The organism is Streptomyces sp. NPDC026377, from assembly GCF_055567715.1.
Window position 1 is genome coordinate 1 of the sequence record NZ_JBVHPV010000028.1, and the last position, 13,298, is coordinate 13,298.

The following is a 13,298-nucleotide window of genomic DNA, read 5'->3' on the forward strand; positions in this document are numbered from 1 at the left end:
GCACCATCAGACGCTTCGGCATGCCGAAGGGCGGCCGCTTCCTGCTTGCTCGCTTGCCTCTCACTACGTCACCGGCTGGAGGCTATCGCCGCGGCGCCGCGCTGGGAGCGCGGCGTCTTCTCCCCCACCCAGCGGGGTTCGATGGCGCGAGGGTCGACCGCTTCACCCGGGGCGCCTTGCTCGTAGACGCCCTCGGGGTCGCTGTCGCGGTCGTGCGGAAGGAGGAAGAAGACGCGGCGCAGCTGCAAACCGCTGTCGGGGTCCGCTTCGGCATCGGGGGCGAGTTCGCTGTAGCCGACCATGCGGCCGTCACGGGCGTAGCGGGGCTTGCCGCGGCGGCGGGTGATTTTCTCCAGGGCCTGGCGGACGTAGTCGAGGCGGTCAGTGTCCTCAAGCCAGACGACGTTGTCCTCGTGGGCCAGTTCGCTCTCTTGCAGTAGCGAGCTCATTCCTGCGGCCCCTTCTCGTCCCTGTCGTTGTGGCTGGTGAGCGCCGTCATGGCGGCCTGGTCGCTCTGGTAGGCGGATGGTACGGCGCGGCTTTCATCGTACGTGCGCGCGGGGCGGGTGGGCAGGGCGTGCGGGTCAGCCATGCCCGCTCCCGTCGGTCGTGGGCCGGAGCGGCCTCGGCCCGGCTGCCAGGCAGTGCGATGGCTGAGCTGGCCCAGACCGTCGACGACGTCCTCATCGGGTTTTGAAGTCGCCGGCCACACAGATCAGCCGGGGCGCGCTCCACAGGATCTGGGAAGCGGCCGGCACCCCGAGCCGGTCGCGGACAGAAAGCGTCTTTGTGATCCGTGAACCAGGACATGTAGTAGAGGCCCTGATCGATCACACCGGAATCGGTGCCGCGTTTGTACTCGACGATCACAGGCGCCCCGTTCTCGTCGAGGCCCAGCGAGTACGATCCGTCCACCGTCGACACAGTCGATGACGTACTCGCTGGCAAGGAACCTGACGCCGAGCATGGTTTCCATGTGCGCCTCGACGAGGCCCTGCACATCCGCCTCGACCACAGCAAGACGCGACGTGACCTCAGCGACTTCGCTTTCGCGTTGAACAGCTTCAGCCCCGGCATCGTCCCCCTCCTGATCTTTACAGTGCCGAGGACAAACGCGCCGAGTTGCGCGAATATTTCTAGGCGTCACCCGGGGCCTTCACGGGACGCGCGGGATGCGGCACATTGGACATACGCGCACGTTCCGGAGATTTCTACGTCGCGGAACATGCGCGGGACCGCCTCACTGCCGGGGCGTCAAATAACGCGACGATCTGCGAAACGTCCAGGAGTGCCACGGCCTCCGGAGCCGTGAGCGCAGGTTCGAATCCTGCCGGGGGAGCCGCACCCATCCGAGCCGGCCAAAGCAAAAGATCCGCCGCGCCGGCGAGCAGGACATGGCCATGCCGAACCCCCGAAAGTGGTCGTTAGGTTACGGGATCATGAATTAGTATGTATCATAATTTGCGCACGGCCGATTCTCCGGCGTGCGAATTCCGAGGGGGCGCCGCGTGCGCACTTTTGGCGAGACCTTGGCGCGCGAAAACTTCGTACCGTGCAACGAAGCAGACCGCGCGGTCGTCGCTGATATACGCGCCTTACGGCTCGCAGGCAACGACCTCCAGTCTCGTTGCATCGCGCTCAGCAACCTCGCGATATCTCTGTATTCACGTCACCGCTGCCAGGGTGACCAGCGTGATCTGGACGCGGCGATCGGGCACCTGCGCACCGTGCTGGGGCTCCTGCCGATCAGCCATCCCGAGCGCACCACCGCACAGGGGAACCTGGCGATGATGCTAGCGGCCCGCCGCACGCGCGAAGACCTCGACGACGCGGTGGATCTGTGGCGGGCCGGCCTCACCAGAGAGCGGTACGGAAGCCAGGAATGGGCCGCCTCCGCCGGGCAACTCGCCCAGGGTCTGTACGAGTTATTCACCCTCAACGGTGACGCCCGACTGCTCGACGAGGCGTTGACCCTCCTGGAGCGAGCCGTGCGGGACCTGCCGGGTCACGGGTACGGCGACACCCTGCGAGCCAACCGTGCGGTACTGCTCGCCACCCGTCACCAGGTGGCGCGGCCCGACCCGGACGGACTCGACGAGGCCATCACCGTCCTGGAGTACTTCCTCGAACGCGCCACGGACACCACGGATCCCGAACGGGCGGACTGGGCCGCCGCCCACCTGGCGCAGGCGCTGACACTGCGTTACACGGACCAAGGGAATTCATCGGATCTTTCCCGTGCCACCGCAGTCGGAAAGCGTCCCGGCACCCCGCCCGGAAACTGCGTCGCGCCGGGTTCCCGAGTGGGAACGGGTGCGGTGATCGGATCCGATATCCAGGCCACTATCGCGCTTTTCGAATACATGTCCGACGCGCGGCAGGCAGATGTCGACCAAGCCATTCTCGATCAGCGAAAAGCAATCGATCGGTGCGGTGACGATGTCGTCCGACGCGCCCCGCTCGTCATCAATCTCGCGCTCACCCTGATGGTACGTCACCACGCACGCCGAGGAGCCGGCCGCGCGGACGTGGGCACATCCGCCGGGGCCGCCTCCTCGGACCTGACACGCGCCCTGGACCTGCTGCGGGACATGGACGACGAGAAGGTGTCCATCCAGCACCGGGCAGGGGCGGCGGCCCTCAGCGGCATGCTGCTTCTGGAGCGCTACATGACGGACCCGGGCCGACGCGCGGCGGACTTGACCGCTGCCGAGCCCCTCCTGCGTGGCGCCCTCGACGACCCGGGCCTGGACCATCGCTCCAAAAACGGCGTGAGACTGCGACTCGCCTACTGCCAACTGGCGCTCGCCCGGTCCTCCGGAGACGCGGCGTCGCTGGAGGCGGCGGCCGATCTGGCGCGGCGCGCCGTCGACGGCATCCCGGATGGGTCCCCGCTGCGCGCCGGGGCGCTGGGCTGCCTGGCGGACATCCTGCTGGCGCGTGCGGAGTCGACCCGGCTCGCCGCCCACCAGAGGGAGGCCGGCGACCTGTGCCGACAGATCTGCCGCGACCACGCGGGCTCCGACCGCGCGGCCGTGTACCTCGCGGCGCGGGAGTGGTCCCAGTCGGCGTGGCGGCGTGGTGCGATGGACGAGGTAGCCGAGGCGGGCCGGGCTGCCGTGCCGCTGCTGCACGACATCGCGACCCTGCAGCTGGGCCGTGACGACAAGGCCGTACCCCTGCGGCAGGCCGAAGGACTGGCGGCCCGTACGGCGTTCGCTCTGGTGGCGACGGGTGAGATCGCCGCGGCCGCCACCACCCTGGAGGCCGGCCGGGCGGTGATGCTCGCGGAGGTGATGCAGCGCGCGCATCCCGATCTGCTCGGGCTGCTGGCGAGCGAATACCGCAACCTGTCCTCCCGTTTCCGGCGGGCGGCACAAGAGCTGACAGTGCTCGAACGGCGGCTGCTCACCGAGCCCTCGGGCCTACCCGTGGTCAACGGCATCCGCGAGACGTACCGCGCCCGACTGCGGGAACTCGACGACGTGGTCCGCGACATCCGCAGGCTGCCGGGGTTCGGCACGTTCCTGCGGCCGCCGGCGATGGCGGACCTGACCGGCACGGCGGACGTCTGCAAGAGCACCCTGGTCTACCTGGCGGCGACCGACAGGGGCGGAGTCGCCCTCCTGGTCCCCACCACCGCCTCCGGAACGAACCGCGGTACAAACGCGGGCACGGACTCCGGTACGAGCGACCTGTCGGCACGAGCCGTCCGACTGCCCGCGCTAACCACCAATTTCGAGCAGCGGTCAGTGGCGATGCTGCGGGGCGCCGTCGCGCTCAAGGACCTGGACGAGGCCGAGCGGCGCATGGACGTGCTGACCGGGGAGCTGTGGGAGTCCGTGATGGCTCCGGTGGTCCACGCGCTGGGGACCGGTACACCGACGATCCTGGTACCCGACGGCCCCCTCGGCATGCTTCCGCTGCACGCCGCCGCCCGCACCGACCCCCGGGCACCCACGGGACGTCGCTTCGTGATTGACGACCTCCCCGTGGCCATGGCACCCAGCGCCCGCACCCTGAGCGTCGCGGTCGCCCGGGCCTCGGGTGCACCGGTGCGCCGACTGCTCGCCGTACGCGACCCCGCCCCGAGCGACGAGCCTCCCCTGCCGGGAGCCGCGGCCGAGATCCAGCGTGTCCGGGACGCCCTGCCGTCGCGGCTACAGGTCCGCGAACTGCACGGTGCGACGGCAACCCGGCAGCAGGTCCGGCAGGCGCTCGCCGAGGCCGAGATCTGCCACTTCGCCTGCCATGCCCGGGTGTACGCCGACCGTCCGCTCGACGGAGGGCTCTGCCTCGCCGGCGGTGAACGGCTCACCGTGCGCGACATGTTCGCCATGCCGACCCTCTCGGCGCGGCTGGCGGTCCTCTCGGCGTGCGACAGCGGCAGTGTGGACGAGAGCCTCCCCGAAGAGGTCGTCGGGCTCTCCACGGGATTCCTGCAAGCGGGTTTCGGCGCGGTGATCGCGTCGCTGTGGCCCCTCGAAGACGCGCCCGCCGCGGCCCAGACGGCACTGACCTATCGGTACTGGCTCGGCGAAGGGAAGACGCTGCCGGCCGCGGTGGCCGGCGCTATGGCGTGGCTGCGGGACAGCACGAACGCGCAGAAGCTCACGGACTTCCCCGAACTCGACTTTTTCGACTCCGAGGACTCCATGTCCGCTGACGACCCCGAGTGGTCGGGTGCGCGGGACCACAGCAGCCCGCTGGTCTGGGCCGCCTATATCTGCCTGGGGATCTGAGGGGACGCCATGGACTCGTTCCAAGCGCTGCTCGCCACCCTGCTCGGTGTGGTGCCCGGGGCCCTTTACACATGGGAGTTGGAGAAGCAGGCGGGCGCCTGGGGAGTGAACCTGTCGGACCGGCTCCTGCGCTTCCTGGGCGTGTCGGTGCTGTTCCACCTCGCGCTCGCGCCGCTGTCGTGGTGGCTGGTGCAGCAGGGCCGGCACGGACTGCTCCGGACGGGCACCTCGCCCTGGCTGCTGTGGCCGGTCGTCGCCGTCTACGCGCTGCTGCCGGCGGCGCTCGGCCACGCGGTCGGCGTCGCGGCCCGGCGTCGACGGTCCTGGACCCGGTGGCTGACCGGCCCGGCGCCCGCCCCACGCGCCTGGGACCAGGTGTTCTCCCACGAGGAAAGCATCTGGCTGCGCATCCGGCTGAAAGATCCCGGCGGCGGGGACAACGGATGGTTCGCCGGCGCTTTCGCCCCGGCCCGCCGGGGCCCGCACTCCTACGCGTCGGGGTTTCCGCACGACCAGGACATCTATCTGGCGGAGACCGTGGAAGTCGATCCGGTATCGGGGCACATCCGTCTGGTGGAAGGCCGGCCGAAGTTCCGTGGGGCCGGCGTGCTGATGCGGTGGGAGGAGATCGCCTACGCCGAAGTCATGTCCGTCGAGGGGGAGCAGCCGAGGGGAAGCAGATGAGCGACAAGGAAGCAGAGACGGGCGTGACAGGCGTGCCGCCCGAGCCCGGGCCGCCGCCCGTACGGCGGCGGCGTAAGGTACGCAGGCGCGGGGGGTACATGCCGACGGGACAGACGGCTGCGGACATGGCGGCGCCGCCGGCCTCGGTGACGATCTCAGACCATCCGGTGGTGCCGTCCCCCGAGGCCCAGGACACCGAGGAGCAGGGGGCGGACGCATGACGCCCGGCTCCGATCTGCCCGCCATGGCCAAGGACACGCGCCCGGCAGACCTCGCCGGAGAGGTGGACACCACGGCCGACGAGTACGGCGGCCGCCATGTTCCCGCCTGGCTGCGGGAGACCCGCACCTGCTTCCTAACCAACCCGCAACTGGTGCTGTACGGCAACATCCGCGACAACTACCTGGTCCCGCACGGCGAATCGTGGCAACTGCCCGACGTCCGGGAGGCCCTGTGGTGGCTCATGAAGCCACTGGGCTACCGGTTCCTGCTCGTCGTCGACCCCGTCGACGGGCTGCACGTGCTGCCCGGCAACGACGAGGAAGCCGCGAAGAGCGTCGCGGAGCTGACCTCGGCCGCGGTCGGTAACGGCCGGCCGCTGAGCCTGGACACCCTGCTCGACGTGGTGCGCGCAGTGGCGGGCAGCCGGACCACCCGGGCCGCCGTCATGGTGGACTACGCCTCGCGCCTGGTGCGCGACGTGCGCCAGCTCTCGCCCGAGGAGCACTACTTTTTCACCGCCTGCGAGAAGCTGTCGCACACGGCGAAGCCGCTGCGCGACCGCGGGGCGGCACCGCGCTACAACCCGGTGCTGTGGGTGGCCAACAACGACCGGGACCTCCCTGCGTGGTTCACTGCGGACACCATGGCCGTACGGCGGATCGCGATACCGCTGCCGGACCTCGGCGACCGCAAGGTGGCGGCCGAGCTGCTCTCCCAGGGAGTCGCCGCGCACATGCTCGGGGGAGCCGCCGACGACATCGCCTACCGGTTCGCGGAGCAGACCGAGTCCCTGACCGTGCGCAGCATGATGGAGATCATCCGGCTGGCACGCACCCGTGAGGGCGCAGTCGACTCCATCGAGGCGGCCGCCCGATGCTACCGGGTCGGCATCTCCGACAATCCCTGGAGCAAGCCCTTCCTCAGAGAGCGGCTCACCACCGCCGCCGAGCGCATCCGGGAACGCGTACGCGGACAGGATGAGGCCATCGAGCGGTCCGTCGACATCATTATCCGCTCCGTCATGGGCCTGTCGGGCGCGCAGGCGGCCTCCAACGCTTCACGGCCTCGCGGGGTGCTGTTCTTCGCCGGGCCCACCGGCGTCGGGAAGACCGAGCTGGCCAAGTCGCTGACCGAACTCATCTTCGGCGATGAGCGGGCGTACATCCGCTTCGACATGACGGAGTTCTCCGCGGAGCACTCGGCGGCCCGTCTGATCGGCGCGCCGCCCGGCTACATCGGGCACGACGCGGGAGGTGAACTCACCAACTCCGTTCGGGAACGGCCGTTCAGTCTCATCCTCTTCGACGAGATCGAGAAGGCACATCCCCGCATCCTGGACAAGTTCCTCCAGATCCTCGACGACGGCCGCCTCACCGACAGTACGGGCTCCACCGTCTACTTCTCGGAGGCAGTGCTCGTCTTCACCTCAAACCTCGGGATGTCGGTACTGGACGAGCGCGGCACGCAGGTGCAGAACGTCAGCCCCGACAACACCCGTGACGAACTGGTCACTCTGATCTCCTCAGCCGTCAGGCGGCACATCGCCGAGGAACTGGACCGGCCGGAGCTGCTCAACCGGCTGGGTGACAACATCGTCGTCTTCAACTTCATCAGCCGGACCGCCGCGACGGAGATCTTTGACCTGCTGCTCCAGCGCATCCTCGGCTTGGTCAAGAAGGAGCGAAAGGTGCGGTTGACCCTCGCGCCCGAAGCGCGGGAGACGCTGCTGGCGGCGGCGACAGCGGACATCGCCTTCGGCGGTCGCGGCATCGGCTCCACCCTGGAGACGGCCCTGATCAACCCGCTGGCGCGGGAACTGTTCGCGCAGGGCCACGAACCGGCGCCCGAGCAGTGCATCAGCGACGTCACTCACACGGCGACGGGCTGGCGGGTGAGTCTGCGATGACCGCCGAGGAACCGTCCAACCCGCTGGAGACCCGGCTGGAAGGGATCGCACGGGCGACACCGCCCCCGGGAGAGGCACTCCGGACCCGACTGGAGTCACCGGACACCCCAGACACGCCGCCCCCGGAGGAGACGCTGACCGTCCTCCCGAAGCAGTTGGCGGCCCGCTTCCGCCTGGTGGGCGAGGTCAACGCGGAGGGCGCCGAGGCCAACCTGCTCCTCGTCGCCGACGCACACGACGAGCACCTAGTCGCGAAGATCTACCGGCGCACGGGGTGCCAGGCGTCGCGCGAGGTGTGGGCCAAGATCCCGCGACTGAACAGCCCGCACATCGTGCGGTTCCTGGAGACCGGCGAGACCGGACAGCGGGACTACGAACTCATGGAGTACGTGCCCGGCGGCAACCTCGCCGATCTCGTGGGCCCGACCTCCGAAGACCCGGCACCACTGGTCACCGAGACGGTACGGCAGATCGCTGAGGCCCTCGGCGCGCTGCACGGCGTCGGCATCATCCACCAGGACCTCAAACCCGAGAATGTCCTGGTCCGGTCCCGGGCCCCCCTCGACCTGGCGCTGACCGACTTCGGCGTGAGCCGCGTACTGGACCAGACCCGGGCGGCGGCGGGCGCGGCCGGCACCCTCGCCTACCTGGCACCCGAGCTGCTGCTGAGCAGCGGCGGCCAGACGTCACGCGCCCGCGACTGGTGGGCGCTGGGCATGGTGGCCCGCGAGCTCGTCCTCGGGCATCGGCCCTTCGAGGACATGGTGAAGCCTGCCATCGACGCCGCCGTCATGCTCCGCGGCATCGACCTCGACGGAGTGACAGACCCCCGCCTGCGGATGCTGTGCGCGGGTCTGCTCACCCGGGACCCCGCGGACCGGTGGGGCGCGTCCCAGGTGGCGAGCTGGCTGGCCGGCGGCAGCCCTCCGGTCAGCTACACCGCGCCGCCCGAGGTCTCGCAGCGCACCAAGAGGGCACTGCCCCTGGTGCTGCGCTCCGTCCGGTACGCGAAACCGGAGGATCTCACCACCGCCCTCGCCGAGCCGGAGGTCTGGGACGCCGCCGCCCACGCCTACTTCACCGACATGGGTCCCGCACACCACCCCTCCGAAGGGTGGCGCGCCCTGCGCAGATGGCTCCGGCAGTTCGACGAACCGGACGAGTACGACGTCGAGACACTCCAGGACCTGATCGACCACCAGCTCACCGACCCCGCGCTCGGCCCCGACGCGCGCCTGGTGCGGCTGGTGCGCGTCCTCGCCCCGCAGACCCCGGCCATGTGCCGCGGGCTGCGCGTCGACCACGAGAACCTGCTCACTATCGCCCGGCACGCCGCCGCCGCGCAGAGCCCCGACGACGATCACGTCCGGTTCGTCGCGGCCCTGTGGCAGCAGAACCTGCTCACAGAACTGGCGGAGTACCCCGACTCCTCGCAGCTGCGCCGGATCGACGAGGCATGGCACACCACACAGGCCCGCAGCGACGAGACGTTCGCCCGGCTGTGGCCAGTGCTCCCGCCGACCGCCCAGCAGGCCCTCTCCGTGGCCCCCGACGCCCGCACAGTCCTGGCGCCCCTTCTGTGCCTGGCTCTCGGCGCCGAGGAGGACGGCACCCGGATGTGGCAGCGCCTCGACCAGGTATCCGCGTGGACCGCCGCCACCGTCCCTTGGTTCGGACAGGCCCGTCGACAGGCCGGCGGCGGACCTGCGGCCCTCACCGCACTGCGACGGCTTGTCCCCGCCGCCTACGCGGAGGCCGAGCAGACAGCACGCCGGACGGCGGCGGCCCAGGCCGCCCACCGTGACCAGACAGCCCGTTGGCAGTACATGGAGACGGAACGCACATCACCCACGGCTCTGACGACGGCCACTGCCCGCGCCGTCGGACCCTTCGCGGGCTACGGGGGAATCATGTTGCTGGCCGCACTGATCGGTACCCACTCCCCCGGCGGCAGGGAGCCAGCGGTGGCCAGCCTGGTCATCGGACTGGTCCTGCTGCTCGTCCACATCCCCGTCGAGGTCATCCTCGCCCGGCACATCGGCGGCCCGTACGTGCACGGATACACGCTGTTCAGCCAGTCCGGCGGCGCCTTCCGCCGCGCAGGCCGGCCCCGGGGCGCAGGATTCGGCTGCCTGATGCTCCCTCTCCTCTGCACGGTGTTGATCTTCCCCGCCATCGCATACGCGATCCTGCTGATCCTCCATCTGCGGTCGGTACCGCGCCGGCGGGCCCTGTGGGACCAGCAGCGTGCCGCCGCCTACGCGAGGGTGGTGACCCACCGATGAGCGGGGGCTCCGCGCTCGGCGTCGCGGCGCCGCTGGCGGTGGGCGCCGTCCTGGGATACGCCGCGGGCGCAGCCGTATCGCTCGCTCTCACCTCGGGCCTGACCACCATCGGCTCCGCCCTCGAACGCCGGCAGGCGCACTGGGAGCGCGAACGGTGCGCGGAGGCGGTGTGGGAGGACGCCGTGGCCGACGTACTCACCCGCAACGCCCGGATCGAGGTGACACGGGCCGCGCTCGCCGCGTACGGCACACCCGGGGGCCCCCTACCCCAGCCGCTGGTGCTCTTCCGGCAACAGATCCAGGAACTGCGCGACTGGACCGCCGCCACGGACCGGGCTCTCGCGGCGGCGGAGAGCCTGCTGCTGGACCAGGACGCCGTGCGCGCGGCGGCCTGGCTGACGACGGAAGCCCCGGATGGTGAACGGCCGACGCGGGCGGCACCTGGCCCGGCCACCGGTCCCGTCCGCGCGCGCCGCGAGAGCGCGCAGGTGCCGGTGTCCGACCGCATCGGCTCCGAACGGGAGGCCGCCGCCCGGGCGTTGCGTCGTCTGACCCCGGCGGTCCCGCACGACGAACGGCTACGGATCACAGCGGCGGCCGCGCGGGTGGGCGCCACCGCCTCGCCGACCGAAGCACGAAACCGGCTCGACGACCTGCGCTCCCGCGTCGACGGCGCCCGCACCGACGCCGACCGGCGGATGGCGGACGCCCGGGCGGCAGCCGCCTTCCTCCAAGTGCTCGACCACGTAAAGGACGAGACGGCCGCTCCGCTGCGGGAGACGCTGCTGGCGGTCGTCCGCGCGCAGCGTCCGCTCGCACCGGACGTACGCGACGAAGCCCTGAGGTGGGCCGAGACGGTCCGCGACGCCGCAGAACGGCACCACGTGCGACAGGTACTCCTGGAGTCGCTGACGGACATGGGGTACGAGCTGTGCGGGGACTTCACCACCGTCACCGTCGAGGACGGCGCGTTCGCCGTCTCCCACGCGTCCTGGCGCGAGCACGAGGTCCGCATGGTCTTCGACCGGGCCGAGCGGGAGCTGCGGGCCGTCGTGGTGCGGACCGGGGGAGCACAGGGAATGAGCAGCAGGCGCGCGGACTTGGAGCGCGAGGAGCAGTGGTGCGGCACCCTGGAGGACCTGCGGTCCCGACTGACCGAGCGGGGCGTGCGGGTCGACGTCCACTCGCTCACCCCCCCGGGCTCCCGTCCGACTCCGGTGACTGGCACCGTGCGGACCGGCGGCGACGAGGAACAGCGGCACGCCGGGACCGCCCCGCAGACCGAGGGGCGGGGGCGGTGAGATGACGGGCCTCGCGATCAGCAGGCTGCACCACCCCGTCACCGTGCTCGGGCACGGCGTGCGGGCCGGTGTGTGGGTCCAGGGATGCACGCTGGCCTGCCCCGGGTGCATGTCGCGGGACACCTGGGAACCGCGGCCAGACACGGAGGTGGACGTCGAGACCGTGCTCGCCTGGATTCGCCGACTACCCGGCCCCCTGGACGGCGTCACGGTCTCGGGCGGTGAGCCCTTCCAGCAGCCCGGTGCGCTCGCCGAACTCCTCCAGGCCCTCTCCGAATCGACTTCTCCCGGTGGCTCCCCCCGTGACCTGCTGGTCTTCTCCGGTTACGGGTGGCCTCGGCTGAGGGACGGGGCCGTGTACCAGCCGGCGCTCGCATGGTGCGACGCGGTCGTCGCCGGCCCTTATGTGGCCCGCCGCAACACCGGCAGCCCGCTGCGGGGTTCCGACAACCAGGAGGTCGTAGCGCTGACGGCTTTGGGCCGCGAACGGTACGGCCCCGAGGCACTCGCCCGGTACGGCGAGCGCCGTCTGCAGATGATGACGGACGGCGGCGGCATACGCGTCATCGGCATCCCGCACCGCACGGACCTGGCCCGATGGCAGAGCGCCTCCGAGGCCCGGGGCGTGACATGGAAAGGAACCACGTGGACAGCCTGAGCTGCACGGCCTGCGACACGGAAGTGGGCGATGACGAAGTGGTCTGCCCCGAGTGCCGGGCCGTGCTCACCACCGAGGGCGCGGTACGTGTCGTCGCCGCCGGGCCCACCACCGGGGACGCGCCGGACGCCGTCCCCGCCGACACCGCTCGCGTGCCGCCCCTCGCGTCATCCGAAGACCCCGGCGCCCCACCCGCGCCCGCGGAGCGGACCAGGTGCCCGCACTGCAGGGCGCCGGTCACCGAGGCCGATCTGATCTGCATGGCCTGTCTGCGGGAACTCCGCCCCGGTGCACCTCGCGAAGAGGCGCTGCGGACCACCCTGGAACAGGATGCGACGCTTCTCCGGCTCAGCTTCATCACCGGAGAGATCGTGGTCAGACCCGGACAGCAGGTAGTCCTGGGCCGCGACCCCCGCCACACGGCTTCGGCCGCACGCTTGGCCCCTTTCGACAACGTCTCCCGCACGCACGCCACCGTTGGCCTGACCACCGACGGCGCCGCCTGGCTCCGCGACGAGCGCTCCGCCAACGGCACTTGGACCGACGAGGAACCCGTACCAGTCGGCCAGACCCGGCCGCTCCGCGACGGCAGCGTGATCCGGCTGGCCTCCAACGTCACAGCGAAGGTAGGGATCGTGAGCAGGCTGTTCCCGCCACCCTCGGACGGGCCGCGGGTACCCGCGGGGTGAACCGCTCGGAATCAGGCTGCCGAGATCCGTGCCTTCTGCCAGGCAGCCCCCGCTCGAACCGACGACGCTGCGATTCCGGCTGACGAGACGGAAGGGCTGAAGTAGGTGGAGACAGAGCGGGTCGAACCATGAAACAGCTTCAAACATACACGCCCGTTCGGCCACGCCGCGCTCCTGAGACAGCGCCTCCGACGGGCCGTTCTCCCGTGCCACCACAGCCTGCCGCAACGGCACTTGCTGGGGAAAATCTTCTGGGGGGTTTCGGCGGCACTGGGGAGCGGGTGGGGAGAAGCCACCGCGCAACACAGCACGATTCTGAAAGACGCTGAAAGACTCATCCGCGCAGGTCAGGGACGGGCACAGCCTCATCAACGCTGGTCAGCGGCGCCAGGGACGAGAGGGTCTGCCTACGGCGCTTCGTACTCCGTGGGCATCGTCAAAGGCGTCATCTACTGCCCTCAGCACGTGTACACCTCACGGAGCCTTCACCAGCCTTCTCGGGGGTGACTCCATGCTGGAGGGGGCGACGATCCCGTCTAGGTGTTGGGACTCGTGGTGTCGTAGAGCGGTGGCTGCCTCGCCGCAACCGGCCGACCCTGACATCTGCCTAGGCAACGCCACGATGCCACGAGTCCAAGCGCGACGGGACTCATCACGCTGCACCAACCGATAACCGTCCGTTGGGATGTCGACGCGCCGAGCAGGATACGGGCCCACCAGATCGCGCAGTTCCCACCGACCGAAGCCCTTCGGCTGCCCCTCTACCTTCGGCATCAGCGGCTCGATCATCGCCCACAGCTCAGCCGCTCCC

Annotated in this window: 10 protein-coding genes and 1 pseudogene; 8 read left to right on the forward strand and 3 right to left on the reverse strand. The window is 70.4% G+C overall.

What is annotated here, in order from left to right:
- Positions 1-68: 68 nt before the first annotated feature.
- The 3 genes and pseudogenes from ACZ4MU_RS33465 to ACZ4MU_RS33475 form a co-directional block, all read right to left on the reverse strand.
- Positions 69-449 (reverse strand): DUF6009 family protein, encoded by a 381-nt coding sequence (locus tag ACZ4MU_RS33465; RefSeq protein WP_467883302.1) that lies wholly within the window; start codon positions 447-449, stop codon positions 69-71.
- Positions 446-592 (reverse strand): hypothetical protein, encoded by a 147-nt coding sequence (locus tag ACZ4MU_RS33470; RefSeq protein WP_467883303.1) that lies wholly within the window; start codon positions 590-592, stop codon positions 446-448. The genes ACZ4MU_RS33465 and ACZ4MU_RS33470 overlap by 4 nt, the downstream gene beginning before the upstream one ends.
- A gap of 103 nt (positions 593-695) precedes the next feature.
- Positions 696-976 (reverse strand): annotated as a pseudogene (locus ACZ4MU_RS33475) (transporter); the annotation flags it as partial.
- A 532-nt stretch (positions 977-1,508) separates the two neighbouring features.
- On the opposite strand from ACZ4MU_RS33475, the gene ACZ4MU_RS33480 reads away from it, so the two are divergent.
- The 8 genes from ACZ4MU_RS33480 to ACZ4MU_RS33515 are packed head-to-tail and all read left to right on the forward strand — an operon-like array spanning position 1,509 to position 12,487.
- Complete coding sequence (locus ACZ4MU_RS33480; RefSeq protein ID WP_467883304.1) at positions 1,509-4,742, forward strand: CHAT domain-containing protein; 3,234 nt, start codon at positions 1,509-1,511, stop codon at positions 4,740-4,742.
- Positions 4,743-4,751: 9 nt separating this feature from the next.
- Positions 4,752-5,426, forward strand: coding sequence for a DUF6338 family protein (locus tag ACZ4MU_RS33485; RefSeq protein ID WP_467883305.1), 675 nt, complete (start codon positions 4,752-4,754; stop codon positions 5,424-5,426).
- Complete coding sequence (locus ACZ4MU_RS33490) at positions 5,423-5,647, forward strand: hypothetical protein (RefSeq protein WP_467883306.1); 225 nt, start codon at positions 5,423-5,425, stop codon at positions 5,645-5,647. The genes ACZ4MU_RS33485 and ACZ4MU_RS33490 overlap by 4 nt, the downstream gene beginning before the upstream one ends.
- Positions 5,644-7,554 (forward strand): AAA family ATPase, encoded by a 1,911-nt coding sequence (locus ACZ4MU_RS33495; protein WP_467883307.1) that lies wholly within the window; start codon positions 5,644-5,646, stop codon positions 7,552-7,554. Before ACZ4MU_RS33490 ends, ACZ4MU_RS33495 begins: the two co-directional genes overlap by 4 nt.
- Positions 7,551-9,839: a serine/threonine-protein kinase gene (locus ACZ4MU_RS33500; RefSeq protein WP_467883308.1), complete on the forward strand. Its 2,289-nt coding sequence runs from the start codon at positions 7,551-7,553 to the stop codon at positions 9,837-9,839. Before ACZ4MU_RS33495 ends, ACZ4MU_RS33500 begins: the two co-directional genes overlap by 4 nt.
- Positions 9,836-11,140 (forward strand): hypothetical protein, encoded by a 1,305-nt coding sequence (locus ACZ4MU_RS33505; RefSeq protein WP_467883309.1) that lies wholly within the window; start codon positions 9,836-9,838, stop codon positions 11,138-11,140. The genes ACZ4MU_RS33500 and ACZ4MU_RS33505 overlap by 4 nt, the downstream gene beginning before the upstream one ends.
- A gap of 1 nt (position 11,141) precedes the next feature.
- The gene (locus ACZ4MU_RS33510) at positions 11,142-11,798 is read left to right on the forward strand and encodes a 4Fe-4S single cluster domain-containing protein (protein WP_467883310.1); all 657 of its coding nucleotides are present in this window, start codon (positions 11,142-11,144) and stop codon (positions 11,796-11,798) included.
- The gene (locus ACZ4MU_RS33515) at positions 11,786-12,487 is read left to right on the forward strand and encodes an FHA domain-containing protein (RefSeq protein ID WP_467883311.1); all 702 of its coding nucleotides are present in this window, start codon (positions 11,786-11,788) and stop codon (positions 12,485-12,487) included. Before ACZ4MU_RS33510 ends, ACZ4MU_RS33515 begins: the two co-directional genes overlap by 13 nt.
- The last annotated feature ends 811 nt before the right edge of the window (positions 12,488-13,298 follow it).